The sequence below is a fragment of the Paenibacillus sp. FSL H7-689 genome (assembly GCF_000517905.1).
GTDB classification, from domain to species: Bacteria; Bacillota; Bacilli; order Paenibacillales; family Paenibacillaceae; genus Paenibacillus; species Paenibacillus amylolyticus.
The window spans coordinates 132,225-149,113 of record NZ_ASPU01000028.1 but is presented as its reverse complement, the minus strand read 5'-3'; the positions used below and the strand labels follow the sequence as shown (position 1 = coordinate 149,113).

The 16,889-nt window shown below is 44.1% G+C and carries 17 protein-coding genes; 2 read left to right on the top strand and 15 right to left on the bottom strand.

Annotation, left to right across the window (positions count from 1 at the left end):
• Positions 1-2: 2 nt before the first annotated feature.
• From C170_RS20300 to metH, 7 genes are all read right to left on the bottom strand, one after another.
• Positions 3-320: a thioredoxin family protein gene (locus C170_RS20300; protein WP_036613610.1), complete on the bottom strand. Its 318-nt coding sequence runs from the start codon at positions 318-320 to the stop codon at positions 3-5.
• Positions 320-658: a cyclic-phosphate processing receiver domain-containing protein gene (locus C170_RS20295; RefSeq protein WP_017688046.1), complete on the bottom strand. Its 339-nt coding sequence runs from the start codon at positions 656-658 to the stop codon at positions 320-322. Before C170_RS20295 ends, C170_RS20300 begins: the two co-directional genes overlap by 1 nt.
• Positions 659-677: 19 nt before the next feature.
• Positions 678-1,526, bottom strand: coding sequence for a deoxyribonuclease IV (locus C170_RS20290; protein ID WP_036613608.1), 849 nt, complete (start codon positions 1,524-1,526; stop codon positions 678-680).
• Complete coding sequence (locus C170_RS20285) at positions 1,516-2,337, bottom strand: Fpg/Nei family DNA glycosylase (protein ID WP_036613605.1); 822 nt, start codon at positions 2,335-2,337, stop codon at positions 1,516-1,518. The genes C170_RS20290 and C170_RS20285 overlap by 11 nt, the downstream gene beginning before the upstream one ends.
• Before the next feature lie 6 nt (positions 2,338-2,343).
• Positions 2,344-3,153 (bottom strand): TIGR01457 family HAD-type hydrolase, encoded by an 810-nt coding sequence (locus C170_RS20280; protein WP_047843396.1) that lies wholly within the window; start codon positions 3,151-3,153, stop codon positions 2,344-2,346.
• Between the two features lie 356 nt (positions 3,154-3,509).
• Positions 3,510-4,448 (bottom strand): ribonuclease Z, encoded by a 939-nt coding sequence (rnz, locus tag C170_RS20275; RefSeq protein WP_017688042.1) that lies wholly within the window; start codon positions 4,446-4,448, stop codon positions 3,510-3,512.
• Between the two features lie 77 nt (positions 4,449-4,525).
• A complete protein-coding gene (gene metH / locus C170_RS20270; protein WP_036613602.1) occupies positions 4,526-7,966 on the bottom strand; it encodes a methionine synthase in 3,441 nt (1,146 codons plus the stop codon).
• 179 nt (positions 7,967-8,145) lie between these two features.
• Here metH and C170_RS20265 point away from each other — a divergent pair, with 179 nt between their 5' ends.
• On the top strand, positions 8,146-8,691 hold the full coding sequence (locus C170_RS20265; RefSeq protein ID WP_036613600.1) for a cupin domain-containing protein: 546 nt from the start codon (positions 8,146-8,148) through the stop codon (positions 8,689-8,691).
• 96 nt (positions 8,692-8,787) lie between these two features.
• On the opposite strand, the gene C170_RS20260 is transcribed toward C170_RS20265, so the two are convergent.
• The 8 genes from C170_RS20260 to C170_RS20225 form a co-directional block, all read right to left on the bottom strand.
• A complete protein-coding gene (locus C170_RS20260; RefSeq protein ID WP_036613598.1) occupies positions 8,788-9,462 on the bottom strand; it encodes a GntR family transcriptional regulator in 675 nt (224 codons plus the stop codon).
• 102 nt (positions 9,463-9,564) lie between these two features.
• Positions 9,565-11,199 carry an ABC transporter substrate-binding protein gene (locus tag C170_RS20255; protein WP_036613595.1) on the bottom strand — a complete coding sequence of 545 codons (1,635 nt, stop codon included), beginning with the start codon at positions 11,197-11,199 and terminating at the stop codon, positions 9,565-9,567.
• A 137-nt stretch (positions 11,200-11,336) separates the two neighbouring features.
• Positions 11,337-12,209 carry a carbohydrate ABC transporter permease gene (locus C170_RS20250; protein ID WP_036613592.1) on the bottom strand — a complete coding sequence of 291 codons (873 nt, stop codon included), beginning with the start codon at positions 12,207-12,209 and terminating at the stop codon, positions 11,337-11,339.
• A 12-nt stretch (positions 12,210-12,221) separates the two neighbouring features.
• Positions 12,222-13,151: an ABC transporter permease gene (locus C170_RS20245; RefSeq protein WP_339177159.1), complete on the bottom strand. Its 930-nt coding sequence runs from the start codon at positions 13,149-13,151 to the stop codon at positions 12,222-12,224.
• 589 nt (positions 13,152-13,740) lie between these two features.
• The gene (locus C170_RS20240) at positions 13,741-14,532 is read right to left on the bottom strand and encodes an HAD family hydrolase (protein WP_036613587.1); all 792 of its coding nucleotides are present in this window, start codon (positions 14,530-14,532) and stop codon (positions 13,741-13,743) included.
• Positions 14,533-14,560: 28 nt separating this feature from the next.
• A complete protein-coding gene (locus C170_RS20235) occupies positions 14,561-15,070 on the bottom strand; it encodes a hypothetical protein (RefSeq protein WP_036613585.1) in 510 nt (169 codons plus the stop codon).
• A 125-nt stretch (positions 15,071-15,195) separates the two neighbouring features.
• Positions 15,196-15,405: a DUF896 domain-containing protein gene (locus C170_RS20230; RefSeq protein ID WP_017688036.1), complete on the bottom strand. Its 210-nt coding sequence runs from the start codon at positions 15,403-15,405 to the stop codon at positions 15,196-15,198.
• 95 nt (positions 15,406-15,500) lie between these two features.
• Positions 15,501-15,878, bottom strand: coding sequence for a LysM peptidoglycan-binding domain-containing protein (locus C170_RS20225; protein WP_036613583.1), 378 nt, complete (start codon positions 15,876-15,878; stop codon positions 15,501-15,503).
• A 296-nt stretch (positions 15,879-16,174) separates the two neighbouring features.
• Here C170_RS20225 and lexA point away from each other — a divergent pair, with 296 nt between their 5' ends.
• The gene (gene lexA, locus C170_RS20220) at positions 16,175-16,801 is read left to right on the top strand and encodes a transcriptional repressor LexA (protein WP_017688034.1); all 627 of its coding nucleotides are present in this window, start codon (positions 16,175-16,177) and stop codon (positions 16,799-16,801) included.
• The last annotated feature ends 88 nt before the right edge of the window (positions 16,802-16,889 follow it).

Sequence of the window (16,889 nt, the reverse complement as noted above, 5' to 3'; positions counted from 1 at the left end):
ACTCATTTCAGCACCGCCTTCCGGATCTCCGAGAGCAGATGCTCCACAGAGCTCATCCGATAAACCATTTTTGGAACATCTTGCTGGCCGTCAAATAGCATCACTGCTGGAACGCTTGAAATTTTAAATTGTTGTACAAGTTCAGGAATGTCATGAATGTTCATTTCCAATAAAATACCTTCTGGCAGCATGTGCTCTACTACCTCCAACATACGGCGGGCTGCCGCACATGTCCCACATAAAGGGGTATATATAAATACAGCCTGTGGCATGCCTTCCCATACACTGCGCATTAACATTTTGGATGTAATTGGCTTCATTAACTTTCTTCTCCCGCGGCAACACGCAGCATGACCTCACCCGTCATTGGTCCATTATGAATGGTTACCGAATCCGGTTTATTGCTATATAACATCTCGTACATCTGGCGTTTCCCAAACATACTGGACGTATGCAAATAGATCTCGCGCGGAAATAAACCTTCTCGTACAATAGATGCCGCGACCTCACCGCCATTGGGCGAATCTGGACCAAGCTCATAATCCAGAGACAAAATGTCCACGTCACCTTCTCTTAGCAGCATCAGGCACTCTTCTGCATTCGTTGCCAGAACAAATCCTTTCGGACATGCCCGATAGTCATCCAAAAAAACATGCATACAATCGCTCCTCTCCCCATTATAACCAGGAACGCATGAGCGCTATATCATCACGGTGCGTTCCATCTTCGCCCGTTTCTGTCTCGAGCACAACAACCGCATTTTGGAACTCAGGCGCCTTTAACAATGCTTTCATTGATTCATTGCCGATATATCCCTGTCCGATCCTCGCATGTCTATCCTTACACAAACCAGACGCATATTTGGAATCATTAAAATGGACAGCAGCAACATTATCCCAATATCCGAGCATCCTGCCCTTATCGAGCATCGCCGCTTCGTTGCCTGACGACCACAAACCTGAAGCAAAAGCATGGCATGTGTCAAAACAAAAAGCAATATGCTCCGGATAACGGCTTAATTTGCGAATCTGTATCATTTCTTCCATTGTCGTGCCCATCGGGCCATGATCACCTGCCTGATTTTCAATCAGCACCTTTGAGTGTCCATTCCAATTCTCCAAGGCGGTATCCAGACAATGAATGAGGTTCTGATAACCCTCCAGCGGATCGTTTGTTTTGATATGTCCAAAATGGACCACCGTCCCAACAGAACCGCAAGCATTCGAAATTTCAAGATCATTGCGAATAGAAGCTATTGTAGCATGAAAGCCCGCCTCTCCACGGGTCATGCCCAACGCCGGATTCGTGGGATAGGGTGAATGTGCAATCGAAGCAAGTCCCTGCTGTTCACACCAATCCCTGCACTGCTCAGCATCCTTGAGGTCCAGACTTTTCAGGCTGAGACTACGCGGGTTCTTCGGAAAATACTGAAACGCCGTTGCCCCCATCTCATACGCTCTCTTGGCTGCCTGAAGAAATCCGCCTCTGGTGCTGACATGTGCCCCGATACCGGTTTTAGGCCTCATGCTGGCATTTCGGACAGAAGAACGCCTTCTTGCCCGTAATTTCCACTCGTTCAATCGTTCCCCCGCAGCGCGGACAAGTCTCGCCTTCCCGATCGTACACGCGACATTGCTCGTCAAAACTTCCTGTCTTCGTATCCCCTTGCATCAGCGGCATTTCCATATAACCGCCCTCAGAAGCTGCTTCACGCAACACGGACTGCATCGAATGGAACAAACGCTCCGTCAGCTCAGGTGAAGCCGCGATGTTCTGCGTTTTGGAGCTTGGTCTCAGACCGGCAGCAAAAGCAATCTCATCCGAATAACAATTGCCAATCCCCGCAATAATATGTTGGTTTACCAACGTTGTCTTGAGCGTACCCCGGCGACCTTTCAACAGAGAAGCAAAACGTTCCACATTCATCCGTCGATCCAAAGGTTCAGGTCCAAGATCAGACATCGCCTCTTCGGTTTCTTTCGAAGTAAGCAGATGTAAATAACCCAAGCGCAGTCCGATAAAGAATAAAATGTGATCGCCAAACTGAATTTCCACTTGTGTGGAACGATCAGGACGTTCTTCTTCCGTGCCCCAGAAAATCATACCGCCCAACATGAGGTGCAGCACCAGGCGTTTGCCATTAGCCAAGTGGAAAATCAGATGCTTCGCTCGGCGCTCAACAAATATGATGCGATTACCTGTAAGTTCATTAATGAACAGATCAGGCTCCGTATTTATCGTTTTATCGCGGTTAATTACAACACCTGTAATCAGTAGATCAAGTATTTCCTCGGACAGCAAGGTCCGGTAATTTTCCATTTCCGGCAGTTCCGGCATCGTACATTACCCCTTTTTGGAAGCTTGGTCTGCCTCTTGCGACAGCCACTCCATCAATTTATGCAAATCTTCAAACACATGATCAGGTCGAGCCTTCGCTGCTTGAATGTGTCCATCCATATTATCCCGTGTTGTCACACCGGTAAGTACCAACAGCGTCTCACACCCTGCTGCCACTCCAGCTGCAATATCGGTTCGCATATTATCTCCGATCACTGCCACTTCATGAGACGCCAGGTTTAGCCGGCTAATGGCCGACTTCATTATAACACTCGATGGCTTGCCTATGACTGTAGGATGAACTCCGGTTGCTGCTTCAATTGCTGCTCCAATAGTCCCCGCCCCAGGTGTCAGTCCATCATCGGAAGGAAGCTGCAGATCCGGGTTGGTCATGATGAATTTTGATCCCGCATTAATCCACCTTAGCGCCTTGGTCAGTTTATGATAGGAAAATTCACGATCAATCCCCTGTATCACGTAATCTGGTGCATCTTCCGTCAGCTGTAGTCCTGCTTTTTCTATGGCTTCCAGCAGTCCCGCTTCTCCAATACATGCCACTTTTGCACCCGGGGACTCTTCAGCAACATATTCAGCAGCTGCCACAGCAGAAGTACATACTTGAGACGCGTCGGCAGGTATGCCCATCCCGTTCAGATGATCTGCCACACCTTGTGGTGTACGGGAAGAATTATTTGTTACGAATAAATACGGCTTTCCTAGCTCTTGCAGTGTTCGAATAAGCTGATCGGCTCCTTCGATACGATGTCTGCCATGATAGAGCGTACCATCCAAGTCAATCAGATAGGCCTTAATCACACACAGCACTTCCTTTCTTCATTCCATTAACGTTTCATGTCCTTAATCATTTACCTCGAACTTGACCGCGAACCTATGTATTCAGGCAAAAAATAATGGCTTGCTGGCATATGCACGCAACAAGTCGAACCGGATCGAACACCGACGGTTTAACTCGCGCGTCTTCTGTACAAGCTTGTCATTTCCTGCGCTTTCCCGGAAAATAATTTGAATCATTTCCCTCTTCATATTGCCCATCCTACACGCTTTCTGACCAGATTGCAAAAGGGACCGCGGGAGTTACTCTCCCTCAGTCCCGTGCAATTACCCGGATTTTTATATGACGTGTTTGGCCGTGCGCTGGTTCGGAATCAGGGTTAAGATTCTTGCTTGCGATGCACGACAGGAATAAGCTGGTGTTCGTTTGCAAGTCTGGTATTCGGGAATACGGACTGCGCCTCTTCCAAAAGTGGCTGAAGTTGATCCTCATCCTTATAGCGTGAACTGAAGTGAGTCATGATTAGTTGCCCTACATTGGCTGCTCTAGCCGCTTCTGCCGCTTGTTTAGAAGTACTATGATAGTACTCATGCGCTGTATCGGCCAGATCATGCATGAATGTAGCTTCATGTACAAGTACATCTGCATTGATGGAAAGTGGCTGTACGTTGTCACATGGACGTGTATCACCCAATATGGTGATCACCATACCACGTTTTGGCGCTCCCAATACATCTTCTGGACGAAGCGAATCACCGTTATCCAACGTAATGGTTTCTCCACGTTTCAGTCGGCCGAACAATGGGCCTGGTTTCAGACCATATTCCGCCAGTTTGGCTGGATCCAGGCTTCCTGGACGATCTTTTTCGGTAATCCGGTATCCATAACTGTCAATCCGATGCTCAAGCAATGCAGCTTCCACGATAAAACTGTCATCCTCGAACAGGACGCCGCCCGTATGTTCCACGATATTCAAATCATAGTTAACCCGAGATTGGCTCAGCTCCATTGTTGTACTGATCATTCGTTCCGTACCTGGCGGACCATATACGGTTAATGGTGTGGTGCCACCTTGATAGGCTCTGCTCGAAAGCAGTCCCGGAAGTCCAAATACATGATCACCATGCAGATGTGTAATGAATATTTTCTCCAATTTGCTCAGTTTAAGCGGAGAACTTAAAATCTGGTGCTGCGTCCCTTCCCCGCAGTCAAACAACCACAAAGCTCTGCGCTCATCCAACATGCGTAGCCCAATGGAAGTTACATTCCGTTGAAGCGTAGGTACACCAGCATTAGTTCCCAGGAAATATAGTTCCATTCTGGATCGCACCTCTTTCTGTTGCCAGCAAAAAACCTCCGACAATGCGGAGGGCTTTGCCTGACACTCTACTGAATTTATGCCTTCTCTACATTAAAATACTTAGCTTGCGGGTGGCTGAATACCATCGCTGATACGGAAGCTTCAGGTTCCATCATGAAACCTTCCGTCAATTCCACACCGATATCCTCAGGCTGCAGCAACTTGAATAGCGGTCCTTGGTCTTCCAGATCCGGACAAGCCGGATATCCAAAAGATACCCTGATGCCTTGATAGCGTGCACCATGACGTTGCTTCATGGTCATCTGGGCAGAATCCGGGAACCCCCAGATATCTCTCATCATATGATGCACACGCTCAGCTAATCCCTCTGCTACTTCAAGCGCTACGGATTGTAGAGCATGCGAGCGAAGGTAATCTCCTTGATCTTTCCATGCCGTGGATAGTTCACGCACACCGTGTCCGGCCGTAACAACCATGAAACCAACGTAATCCATCTGACCGGATTCAACAGGTTTCAGGAAGTCGGACAGGCATAGGAACGGCTCGACTTTTTGACGTGGGAACGTAAATGTATGCAAAATATTACTGGTGTCTTTTGGATCATAGATAATGACGCTGTTACCACTGGACTGAGCCGGGAAGAAACGATACATGGCATGTGCCTGAATAATCCCGTCACGAACAGCCTCTTGCATGATATCATCCACGACTGCTTTCAGGTCGGTAGCCTTCTTATTACCTGAAGCAAGCAGTTGTTCTACTGAACCGCGCAACCCCAGATGATGTCCAAGCAACATCTGCATGTTCACATATGGCAGGATATGTGATAAAGGATAGTTACGCATCGTATGCCGCTCCAGATCAGGCGGGACAAGAACCGGATGATCTACAGCAATATCCGAACGCTCCACTCGCGTAAGCTCTGGAAGAGTCTGAACAGCTACAGCACCTGAAGCATCAGCTTCTTTTTCTGCTTCCATCTCCAGTTGCATCACTTCACGTGAAACGGGATTCATCAATTTGTTCGCCAGATCCAGACCATCCATCGCATCTTTGGCATATACAACCATTCCGTTATATTCAGGACGGATACGATTTTTGGTGAATTTACGTGTTAGCGCCGCTCCGCCAACCATAATAGGTACATCAATACCTGCTGTTCGCAAATCCTGAGCGGTAAGAATCATCTGTTGCGCTGATTTTACCAGTAGACCCGAGAGGCCGATCGCATCGACTTTTTCTTCTCGGTATGCCTCAATGATACGTTCTGGTGGTACTTTTATACCCAAATTAATGATCCGGTAACCGTTATTGGAAAGGATGATCTCAACCAGGTTCTTACCGATGTCATGCACATCGCCCTTGACCGTGGCCAGAATGATCTTGCCTTTAACCGAAGTTTCGTTCTTCTCCATGAATTGCTCCAAATATGCTACAGAAGCCTTCATAACCTCTGCACTCTGCAACACCTCAGCTACAATCAACTCATTGTTGTTAAAGAGACGACCTACTTCCTCCATCCCCCGCATCAGTGGACCGTTAATCACTTGAAGTGCTGTATATTTGGCAAGTGCCAGTTCGAGATCTGGTAGCAATCCTTCTTTACTTCCTTCGACTACATATGAAGCGAGACGCTCTTCTAATGAAAGGTTCGAGATTTTTTCCTTCTTCTCAACCTTCTTGTTACGGAACGCCGCTACAAACGCCGCCAGAGTGTCATCATTCGTGTTATATAAAAGCTCTTCGGAGAGTCTGCGTTCTTCTTCAGGAATGGAGGCATAACGCTCCAGTTTCTCTGTGTTCACGATCGCATAGTCAAGACCTGCTTTGGTACATTCATATAAGAATACTGAGTTCAGCACCTCACGGCCCGCTTCAGGCAGTCCAAATGAAATGTTACTGATCCCGAGGATCGTATGACATTCTGGCATCGCTTCCTTAATCACTCTTATACCTTCAATGGTTTCTTTGGCTGAACCGATGTACTGTTCATCTCCGGTACCAACTGGGAACACCAACGTATCAAAAATCAGATCTTCCGGTTTGAGTCCATATTTGTTCACCAGCAAATCGTAAGAGCGCTTGGCTACGTCAAGCTTGTCTTCCCGACTAATCGCCTGACCCCGTTCGTCAATCGTTCCGACAACAACCGCACCACCATATTTATGAAGCAACGGTGTGATCAGCTCAAATTTCTCTTCGCCATCCTCAAGGTTAATGGAGTTAATTATCGCTTTACCTTGCGAGTACTGGAGGGCCAGATCAATTACTGAAGCATCTGTCGTATCGATCATGAGAGGAACCTTAACTTTTTTCACAACCAATTCAAGGAACTTCACCATATCTTCAGACTCTTCGCGGTCTGGGTCTTGTACACACACATCGACAATGTGCGCTCCATTTTTCACTTGAGCACGGGCAATTTCCGAGGCTTCTTCATATTTGCCTTCTACAATGAGGCGTTTGAATTTCCGTGATCCCAGCACATTCGTACGCTCACCAACCATGTATGGACGATTGTCCTGTTCAATATAAATTGGTTCTATACCAGACAATGCCGGTGGATGTGTTCCGTTCATTTCTCTTGGGGGGTACTGGGCAAGTGTGTCGCGCATCGCCCGAATATGTGCAGGGGTTGTCCCGCAACATCCACCAGCGATATTTAACCAGCCCTGTTCGGCAAAAGCACCAATCTTCTGAGCAAGCGAGTCTGGTGACTCATGGTAATTACCATTCTCATCCGGAAGACCCGCGTTCGGGTAACAACTAACGGCAACCGATGCCATCGCGGAAAGTGAGCGAATGTGATCACGCATGAACTCCGGACCCGTAGCACAGTTTAGTCCTACCGAAATTGGGTTAAGGTGTTCTAAGGATATATAAAAGGATTCGATGTTCTGACCTGCAAGGGTCGTTCCCATCGGTTCAATCGTTCCTGATATCATCAGGGGCAGTGTAACACCACTCTGTTCGAAGGCCTGCTGAATTCCAATGCTGCCTGCTTTTACATTGAGGGTATCCTGTGAGGTTTCGAGTAGTAGCGCATCAACGCCTCCCTCTATTAAAGCAAGCGCTTGCTCCAAATAACTGTCGATAAGTTCCTGGAACGTTACTCCCCCAGTTACAGACAGTGTTTTGGTTGTTGGTCCCATCGCACCTACCACATAACGTGGAGATTCAGGTGTAGAGAAACGATCAACCGCAGCTTTCGCAATTCTGGCTGCTTCCAGGTTGATCTCACGTGCCCGATCCTGAATATCGTATTCAGCAAGCACAACGGATGTGGCACCAAATGTATTGGTTTCAATTAAATCCGCGCCAGCCTCCAGATATTCTTCATGAATGCGCTGGATCAGTTCTGGACGAGTAAGCACTAACATTTCATTACATCCATCCAGATCTTCGCCGCCAAAATCTTCGCCAGTCAGATCAACTTGTTGAATCATGGTCCCCATTGCACCGTCGAGGATTAATATTCGTTGTTTTAATGCATCGTGTAGACTAATCTTATCCAATATCTTCACCCCCGCAAAACGTTAGATCTTAGTTTAACAGAAACTAACTTAATGTGAAAGATCGGGTTTGGTCCCGAAAGATGGCGGGTTTGCACGAATATGAACGGAATTTGAGAATCGACAAAAACAAAGCAATCCGATATAATTCAATTAAACCAAGTGGAAAAGAGGGAAAGAACATGGCTGAAATTGTTATCCGAAATACGAACGAACGCATCACTGGTGACGAAAATGTTCGAAATTTCTTAAACAAATACGAAGTATTATATGAGAAGTGGGACGCTTCCAAACTGAACACTGATCTGCAAAATAACTTTGGATTAACTGATGAACAGAAAACCGAGGTATTGGAAACTTACGATTATGAAATCAGAGATTTGGCTGCACGTCGCGGGTACCAGATCTGGGATGTCATCACGCTGTCCGAACAAACACCAGATATCGAAGAAAAGCTGGCCAAGTTCGAAGAGATCCACACCCACGCTGAAGATGAGATCCGTGCAATTGTTGCTGGTAAAGGAATCTTTGTTATCAAAGCTACAGATGATGTGGGCTACTTTAATGTAGAACTGTCTCCTGGAGACGTCATCTCTGTTCCTGAGAATACACCGCACTTCTTCACTTTAATGGAGAACAAACAAATTATTGCTGTACGTCTGTTCATCGAAAAAGATGGCTGGATTGCAGATCCATACCCTGATCCTACTTTTATCAAGAACGCCTAACACTCTCGTGTTACAACTCGCTTAACCAAAACCCCTGTTCAATTGAACAGGGGTTTTCGCATATGCATATGGAGAGTAGTGTACAACATCGGTGTATTATATAAAATAATGCGGGTATTTCGCCCTTATCGATTCCTGTTCAATAACAACGAGTCTAAGATGAGCTTCCATCACCTGAACAGCTTGCTCGGTCTGACGCTCTGTGATAAGACGATAAATCTCTTTGTGCTGGGAGATAATGACCTCCAGGTTGGAGTCCTCCGCTAGACGTAATAAACGCAACCGATTAAACGGAATATTCAGTTGTTGCAACATTTTCCATGTTCTCAGCTTACCAGTGCCCTGAAACAAAATCTGATGAAACTCTTCATCCAGTTCAAAAAGTCGATAGAAATTGTTTTTCCCTATACAGACTTCCTGCATTGCAATGTTGGTCTCAAGTCGAAATCTGAACTCTTCAGGAAAAGAAACACAAGCCAAAGTCACGATTTCCTTCTCCATCTTCTCCCGCATAAACCTGCCTTCTTCCACATGCTCCAGATTAATATGAGAGACAATCGTTCCACTCTGGGGAATAATGTCCAGCAGTTCTTCTTCAGCAAGCTTCATGAATGCTTCTCTCACGGGTGTTCTGCTGACCTGCAGTTCATCTGCAATCTCTTTCTCTGAAATCTTGGTACCCGGCTTAAGTTCCAGATGAAGAATTCGTTCTTTTAACAGGTTATATGAATATGCCCGGGTCGAGCCTCTAATTTTTTGATTAAGTGACATGCCTAGACCTCTTTCTATCAGCCGTATTCATTCATCTTAGCACAAATTACCGTTCCACTTATATATCGGTGTGAAACGGTAATCTGGCCAACATCAACTATATTATTGCTTGTTTTCTTTGTAGGCTTTGTACGTGTCATTTGCCAGCTTCAGATAATTAGATAATCCTTGACTATCCAGCTCTTTGGCAAACGTATCGAATTCAGACAAGTCTCGCTCACCCAAGATAAATTTAAGTGTATTTTGATCCGAATAATCTTTCAGTGGTGTACTCAGAAGTGTCACCCGTTCACGGTCCTCTGAAGAGTAAGGAATTGGTGGTTCTGCCGGGGTCACTTCCTTGGTATCCTTCATGTCTTGTTGGAATTTCAACTCTTCTTCACTAAACATCGATTGCAGCAGATCTGTCGTACCACCGTAGGCAAATACTCCACCAGAGAAACCAAAGTCAATACGCAGATCCTTCGTGCCTTTAGGATTCAAGCCATTGTAGTTCACATCTTCTACCAATTCACGTTTTCCGCCCTCTTTGGTAAATGTTTCGCCTTCAACGCCCCATTTGGCAAACTCTTGACCCTCATCACTGTAGTATAACCAATCCACAAACTGAATAATGGCTTTGAAGTTTTCGCTTTTTTGAATTTTCCCGGATATCATGACACCGTTTTCAAGTCTTGAGCCAGACATTAATTGCCCTTTTGGCCCACCAGGAACTGTAATCTTCGCAACAGAGTATTTACCTTCTCCCAGCGTTTTGTTCATATCATTTCGGTGCAGCACCACCGTTTGGGAATTACCATTAATCATGAATGATTTGCCGGATACAAATTTCTGTACAGCCTGATCATCATCCTGTGTGAAACTTTCTTTGTCCAGCAATCCTTCGGATACCAACTTGTTAAAGTACGTTAGCATTTCCTTATACTCCGGCGTAGTAGCCGTGTACACAAATTCATCCTGATCTTCCTTATACGTCAATCCGTTACCAAAACCCCATCCAGCCTTGGTACCAAAGCCGGTAGCCGCAATACCTAATGTGCTATTAAATTTGAAACGGTCCGAGAACGGAACGGAATCCGGGTACAGCTCTTTGAGTTTCTTTGCAGCGTCATACAGTTCATCCCATGTGGTTGGGATCGCAATGTTATTTTCTTCAAAAACATCTGTTCTTACGATTAATGTATAATCTGGCCATACTTCTTCATGCAGACCCGGGAGTACATAATACTTGCCATCTTCCTGTCGAAGTCCTTCGATTTCTTCTTCCAATCCCCATTTTTCCACTTTATCCTTGAAGTTGGGCATCAAATCAATATAATCACTAACGGGCAGAATCGCACCGGAAGATACAAAAGCAGATTCTTCACCAGGATAGGTCTTTGGAATAACCAGCGGTGCATCACCAGAACTGATTAGAAGAGATCTCTTCTGAGAATAGTCACTCATAGGAACAATCGTTGGCTCAAGTGTAACACCAGTCATTTCAGTCATTTTTTTGAAAAGCAACCAGTCTTTTTTGTACGGATAGGTAGGTTGATCACTATACAGTATCGATAGATTAAACGGCTCAGTCGCCTTGAATGTATCCCCTACATTGTACGTCTCCATCGCTGACTTGGTTTGAACTTCTGTGACGTCACCTCCGGCTCCATTACCGTTGCTACATGCTGCCAGAACAACGGTCATCATTGATGCCAACACCATTTTACCAACAAACTTACGTGGCTTTTGATTCATTTAGGTTATCCCCCTGAATTTGGTTTAGGTTGACCTTGACTTAAAACTTTTTAATCAATAAAAAGCGAGCGCTCGCCTTTATCACCGGAGTGTTCCGTGTAAATCATCTTTAGTTCAATTTATATAGCTGCTACGTATTACTGTTTAACAGACCCTAACATGATACCGGTTACAAAGTATCTTTGAACAAATGGATAGATGGTGAGTATCGGCAAGATGGTTAATACCATCGTTACTGACTTAATATTGGCAGCAATCTGTGTCAGGTTATCAGCTGAGGTTGCACCGGCAGATGCCCCGCTTGTCGCTCCTGCAATCATATTGCGCAAATAAATGGTGACCGGGAACAGTTCTTTTTTGTCCAGATACAGAAAGGCTGGGAACCAGGAATTCCAATGACCTACTGCGTAGAACAGCACCATGGTTGCCATAACTGCTTTACTAAGCGGCAATATAATGCGTAACAAGATCCCATATGTGTTCAAACCGTCAATGGAGGCAGCTTCCTCCAGTTCTTCAGGCATATTTTCAAAAAATGACTTCATGATCAGCATGTTGTATATGCTAATTGCGCCAGGAACAACAAGTGCCCACATGGTGTTGTTGAACCCAAGGGAATTAATCAACACATAGTTTGGAATCAATCCACCACTGAAGAACATCGTGAATACGGCGAACATGGTCAGAAACTTGCGACCCATCAACCTCTTTTTGGACAGGGCATATGCGAAAATAGTCGTCATAAACATGGAGATTAACGTACCTACTACAGTGTAGATAATCGTATTTTTATAATTCGTCCAGAACATACTGTCACGTGAGATGGTCTTGTATGTCTCCACATTGAATCCTCTTGGGAACAGACTAACCTTGCCCGAATTAATATAGGACTCACTACTGAAGGATTGAGCCACGACATTTAAGAATGGATAGAGCGTTATAAATACCACGAACAGCAGAAAGATGACATTGAATACTTTAAATACCTTGTAAGATCTGGATTCCTGCATGGTGCTCCTCCTTTACCATAAGCTTCTTTGTGTCAGTCTGCGTGAAATGGCATTTACGGAGAACACCAGAATCAGACCGATCAGCGATTCGAACAAGCCAATTGCGGTAGCATAACTGAAGTTACTGGATTCCAGTCCAACCCGATACAGGTAAGTGGAGATCACATCAGATGTCTCGTAGATAAGCGGATTGTACAAGAGTAAGATTTTTTCAAATCCAACTGCCAGGAAATTACCCATGTTCAAAATCAATAACGTCACAATCGTTGGCAAGATCCCTGGTAACGTTACATGAATCGTTTGCTTCCACCGATTGGCACCATCGATACGCGCAGCTTCATACAAAGAATCATCAATGGTTGTCAGTGCAGCCAGATACAGAATCGCTCCCCAACCCATACCCTGCCATACCTCGGAAGTGATATAGATTGTTCTGAACCACTCAGCCCTCTGCATAAAAGGAATATTGTCTCCGGTGAAGAAAGCCACCAGTCCATTAATGGAACCATTCACTGCTGTCAGCTGCAGGATCATACCCGCAACGATAACGATAGACAGAAAATGAGGCAGATATGACGCGGTCTGTACAAACTTCTTGAATCGTTTACTTTTCACTTCGTTAAGCATCAAGGCAAAAATGATTGGAACCGGGAATGTAAAGAGTAACGCAAGTCCGCCTAACATCAGCGTATTACCGAATACTCTCCAGAAGGTAGGGTCCTCAATGAACATTTTGAAGTACCTTAATCCAACCCACGTTTCTCCAAATATACTTCCCCCGGGAACAAAACGTCTGAACGCAATCACATTACCAATCATCGGTCCATATTTGAAAATAAGGAGATAAATGATGGGAAGGATTAATAGTGAATACAGCTGCCAGTCTTTGCGAAACAAGGTTGCTGCCGTTCGTAATCTGCTCTCTTTACGTAAAGATGTCATGGTTAACGTTGTTTTAGCGGTTTCCGACTCCATGTGTTTTCACTCCGATCCAGGACTTGATAAGTAAGAGTAATTCATGTACAATCTCCATCGTTTCTCCTCTTGTAGAAGACAACAACTCCTTTAACTTCACCCCCACTACCAAATAGATAATTGCTGAATGTAAGCGATATCAATTTGATGTATTATGTAGAATCACACAATCCAAGGTGCTTCACCTCATTCATTAGCACTTACTAAGTGGTGTGATTTCCAAATCGGAAGAAGATACTCTAAAATATTAAGCGCTTACAATCAATCGAAAATAATAAGCAATAACTCCCTGCCTCCATTTAATGAAGTAAGTCAAAAAGATATTGCTTTATGACAATTTAAATACTAGTCATACTAGTATGTTAGTTATATTCTAATCCAGCTTCCCTCTAATTTCAATAACTTTTAGCAAAAAAAATGGAGATCTCTTTTAACAAGGTAATTTACTCAACAAGCTCAAATAAAAAAACATTGGTAACTTCAAGAACGACATCATCGTTCATTGAAGCTTCCAATGTTTCAGGGTGCTGAGGAAAGATGTTATAACTGATTCCGCTTAGAAATTAGCAATAAGCTGATTTAATTCCGATAAATGTGTTATTTCATGGTCTGGCGCATACGCTTCATTGTTGGTCTTATGCTCACGGTTAATCCATACGGATTGGATGCCAGATGATAAAGCACCACGAATATCAGTCGTTAACTTGTCTCCAACCATCATGCTCTCTTCGGGTTTAACACCCAGTTTACTCAAAGCATGTTCAAATATCGACGGATCTGGTTTTCCTTTTCCGAAGTTACCCGAGATAATAATCTCATCAAAGAACGGAGTCAATTCAGGTACACCATCCAACTTTTCTTGTTGCAAAGCAGGACAACCGTTTGTTAATAATAACAGTTTGTACTTTCCTTGTAACTGACGCAAGGTATCCATCGTTTCTTCGTACACATGAGGTCTGGATCTCCGTTCTACTCCAAACTGCGCAGCAAGTTGTTCAGCAAGATCTTCCCGATCTATACCCAACTTCAACAAGCCACGACGCCAGGATTCTTTACGGTAAACTGGAGCAAGCTGTTCCAACTGACGGAACTCAGGTTGATCCCCACCAGTAAAGTTTGCCCATAGGCCTTCAAACGGATTGATTCCAATCATTTTGGTAAAAGGAAAGGTTTCATATGATTCATACAGCCCACGTGCCTCATTACGAACAGCTTCTTCAAGTTCTTCTGGTTTTACCCCAGTCTCTTTCGCTGCGATTAGACAAGTCTCATGAAAAGCTTCTCGAACACTACGCTCATCCCATAATAAAGTATCATCCAGGTCGAACAAAATCGCTTTTAACGCCATTCCGATCATCTACCCCTTTATGCAATAATTACTTTTCGACGGTTTCCATGGTGATCTGGTGTGCTTTTGCAAATTTCAGCAAACGTTCTGCAATCGCATCTGTATCGTAACGGTTCAATAACTTGGTAAACACCCATCTTTTCCCGCGACTGTTATGTTCGATAACAACTGTACCTGGTTCAATTCTGAATTTGACGATATCGTCAACCCCAATTGAACGTTCACGATTACCCTTCGTCGTTATAATCCGATTACTGCTAATCTTGATGTATGGACGGCGAAGCATGAAGATGACTGCCAAAAATACGTAAAGCAGCATGGTCACCCAGTCCCAAGTTGTCATTGGAGCTTGCACAAGGAATGTGCTCATAAACAGATACAAAAAGGCGAGACCGATCAAAAATATTGGGAACAACAAGCTGCGTCCCTTAAAGACTTCTTCACCTGGTGTACCTGTGATTGGTTGACCACTTTTTTTGCGTTGCTGATTTAACTGCTTGGAATTTTTCTTAACCGTTCTCTCGAACGAACGCGACATGAGAATCCCCCTTATGTGTCTTTGTATCGGCTTACATAACTGTAAACCAACATTTCCCCCTATAAATTGCACACTCAAAATAACAGGAAGAAACCTAAATATCATAATGATATCATTAGGTTTCGTTAGTGTTTGAGTTTGCCTTGGTGGCCTTTGTCATTCTCATCATCAACAATCTCAATGGTATCCAGTTGTTGTCTGAAATTGCTGCGAATATTACTCAAATAAATCTCTCTTAGTTCGGCACGTTCAGCAAGTTCTTCCTCCGACAATCCAGTGGACTTTTGCTTACGAGCCAATTCGTTAATGCGTGCTACCAGACTATCTATATCCAAGCTTGTCCCCTCCAAAAATACAAAGTCATATTAACTTTGCCATTATAAAGGCAGCTTGTCAAGCTGACACGCGCTAACACTCATTGATGTGCATTTTATTCTGCAAATTGCGGTAGAGCTAGTACTTGACCCACTTGGATGGAAGTTGTATGAAGTTGATTCACTTTCTTAATTGCTTCTATATAAATACGTGTATCCATATTCGTCGGTTTATGTTCCAAAGAAATACTCCATAATGTTTCCCCTTGTGAAACAGCTATCTTTCCTCCAGGCAGAACATCATTCTCATTGCCGGCAAATACAGTTAAAACGGTGCTGCATCCAATAAATATAATCATAGAGGTAATGACTACCTTTAACATCCATGAAGAAATCTTGAAACGCGCTAAAACCTTCTTGTAGTTCCCTATGTTAGACTTCACCAGTTCCGAATTCATTGGTTCATAAATGCTTTGATAAGTAGAATATCTCATTAAATACCCGCCTCCAAACGTTTGTTCCTATCTATTGGAATCAATATAACACGAACACTTGTTTTGTTCAATAGATTTTTAGAACAATTGTTCGCTTCTTTTTTGAAGGAGACATATCTTATTTCAAGTACTTTTGCAAAGCATTTGCAGTATTATGCTCTGACTTTTGGACAATTTCTGTTCTATAAGTTAAAAAACACTGATTTAATGCTATTTTATTTAGAACTTATGTTTGTACGAACGGAGGTTCTATGTTATAATTTTCCCAAACGTTACTAAAATGGGGTTGATACGGTATGTCGAAGATATCCAGCAGGCAGCAGGCTATTCTGGAGTTTATACGAAATGAAGTCCGGTTGAAGGGGTATCCTCCTTCCGTACGGGAAATTGGTGAAGCGGTTGGACTGGCTTCCAGTTCAACAGTACATGGACATTTGGATCGTTTGGAGAAAAAAGGTTTGATCCGACGCGACCCTACCAAGCCAAGAGCCATTGAGCTTTTGAGCCAGGAAGAATCTGAGCATTCTCATCAATTTGCTCATAGCGTTGCACGTATTCCTGTTGTTGGTAAGGTTACAGCCGGGGTTCCAATCACTGCAACCGAGAACATTGAAGACTACTTCCCTCTTCCTACACATTATGTAGGCGAACAGAAAGTGTTTATGCTTTCGGTAGTCGGAGATAGCATGGTGGAAGCTGGAATCGTTAACGGAGATTACGTTATTGTCCGTCAACAGCAAACTGCTGATAACGGTGATATCGTCGTTGCAATGACTGAAGACGATGAAGCTACAGTGAAAACGTTCTATAAAGAGAAAGATCATATTCGCCTTCAACCGGAGAATGCGACCTTCGAACCTTTACGTTTGAAACATGTTAGTATTCTGGGTAAAGTCATTGGCCTTTTCCGAGATATTCATTAATATTTAACTTGAGTAACAAAACTAGATGTAATGAAATACGAAAGAGGTTATCCTGATCAACAGGACAACCTCTTTTTTCATGTTTATG

Bases quoted from the DNA above. Each gene is read 5' to 3' on its own strand.
- C170_RS20300 (WP_036613610.1), bottom strand. From the start codon at position 320: ATGAAGCCAATTACATCCAAAATGTTAATGCGCAGTGTATGGGAAGGC.
- C170_RS20295 (WP_017688046.1), bottom strand. From the start codon at position 658: ATGCATGTTTTTTTGGATGACTATCGGGCATGTCCGAAAGGATTTGTT.
- C170_RS20290 (WP_036613608.1), bottom strand. From the start codon at position 1,526: ATGAGGCCTAAAACCGGTATCGGGGCACATGTCAGCACCAGAGGCGGA.
- C170_RS20285 (WP_036613605.1), bottom strand. From the start codon at position 2,337: ATGCCGGAACTGCCGGAAATGGAAAATTACCGGACCTTGCTGTCCGAG.
- rnz (WP_017688042.1), bottom strand. From the start codon at position 4,448: ATGGAACTATATTTCCTGGGAACTAATGCTGGTGTACCTACGCTTCAA.
- C170_RS20265 (WP_036613600.1), top strand. From the start codon at position 8,146: ATGGCTGAAATTGTTATCCGAAATACGAACGAACGCATCACTGGTGAC.
- C170_RS20260 (WP_036613598.1), bottom strand. From the start codon at position 9,462: ATGTCACTTAATCAAAAAATTAGAGGCTCGACCCGGGCATATTCATAT.
- C170_RS20255 (WP_036613595.1), bottom strand. From the start codon at position 11,199: ATGAATCAAAAGCCACGTAAGTTTGTTGGTAAAATGGTGTTGGCATCA.
- C170_RS20250 (WP_036613592.1), bottom strand. From the start codon at position 12,209: ATGCAGGAATCCAGATCTTACAAGGTATTTAAAGTATTCAATGTCATC.
- C170_RS20245 (WP_339177159.1), bottom strand. From the start codon at position 13,151: ATGACATCTTTACGTAAAGAGAGCAGATTACGAACGGCAGCAACCTTG.
- C170_RS20240 (WP_036613587.1), bottom strand. From the start codon at position 14,532: ATGGCGTTAAAAGCGATTTTGTTCGACCTGGATGATACTTTATTATGG.
- C170_RS20235 (WP_036613585.1), bottom strand. From the start codon at position 15,070: ATGTCGCGTTCGTTCGAGAGAACGGTTAAGAAAAATTCCAAGCAGTTA.
- C170_RS20225 (WP_036613583.1), bottom strand. From the start codon at position 15,878: ATGAGATATTCTACTTATCAAAGCATTTATGAACCAATGAATTCGGAA.
- lexA (WP_017688034.1), top strand. From the start codon at position 16,175: ATGTCGAAGATATCCAGCAGGCAGCAGGCTATTCTGGAGTTTATACGA.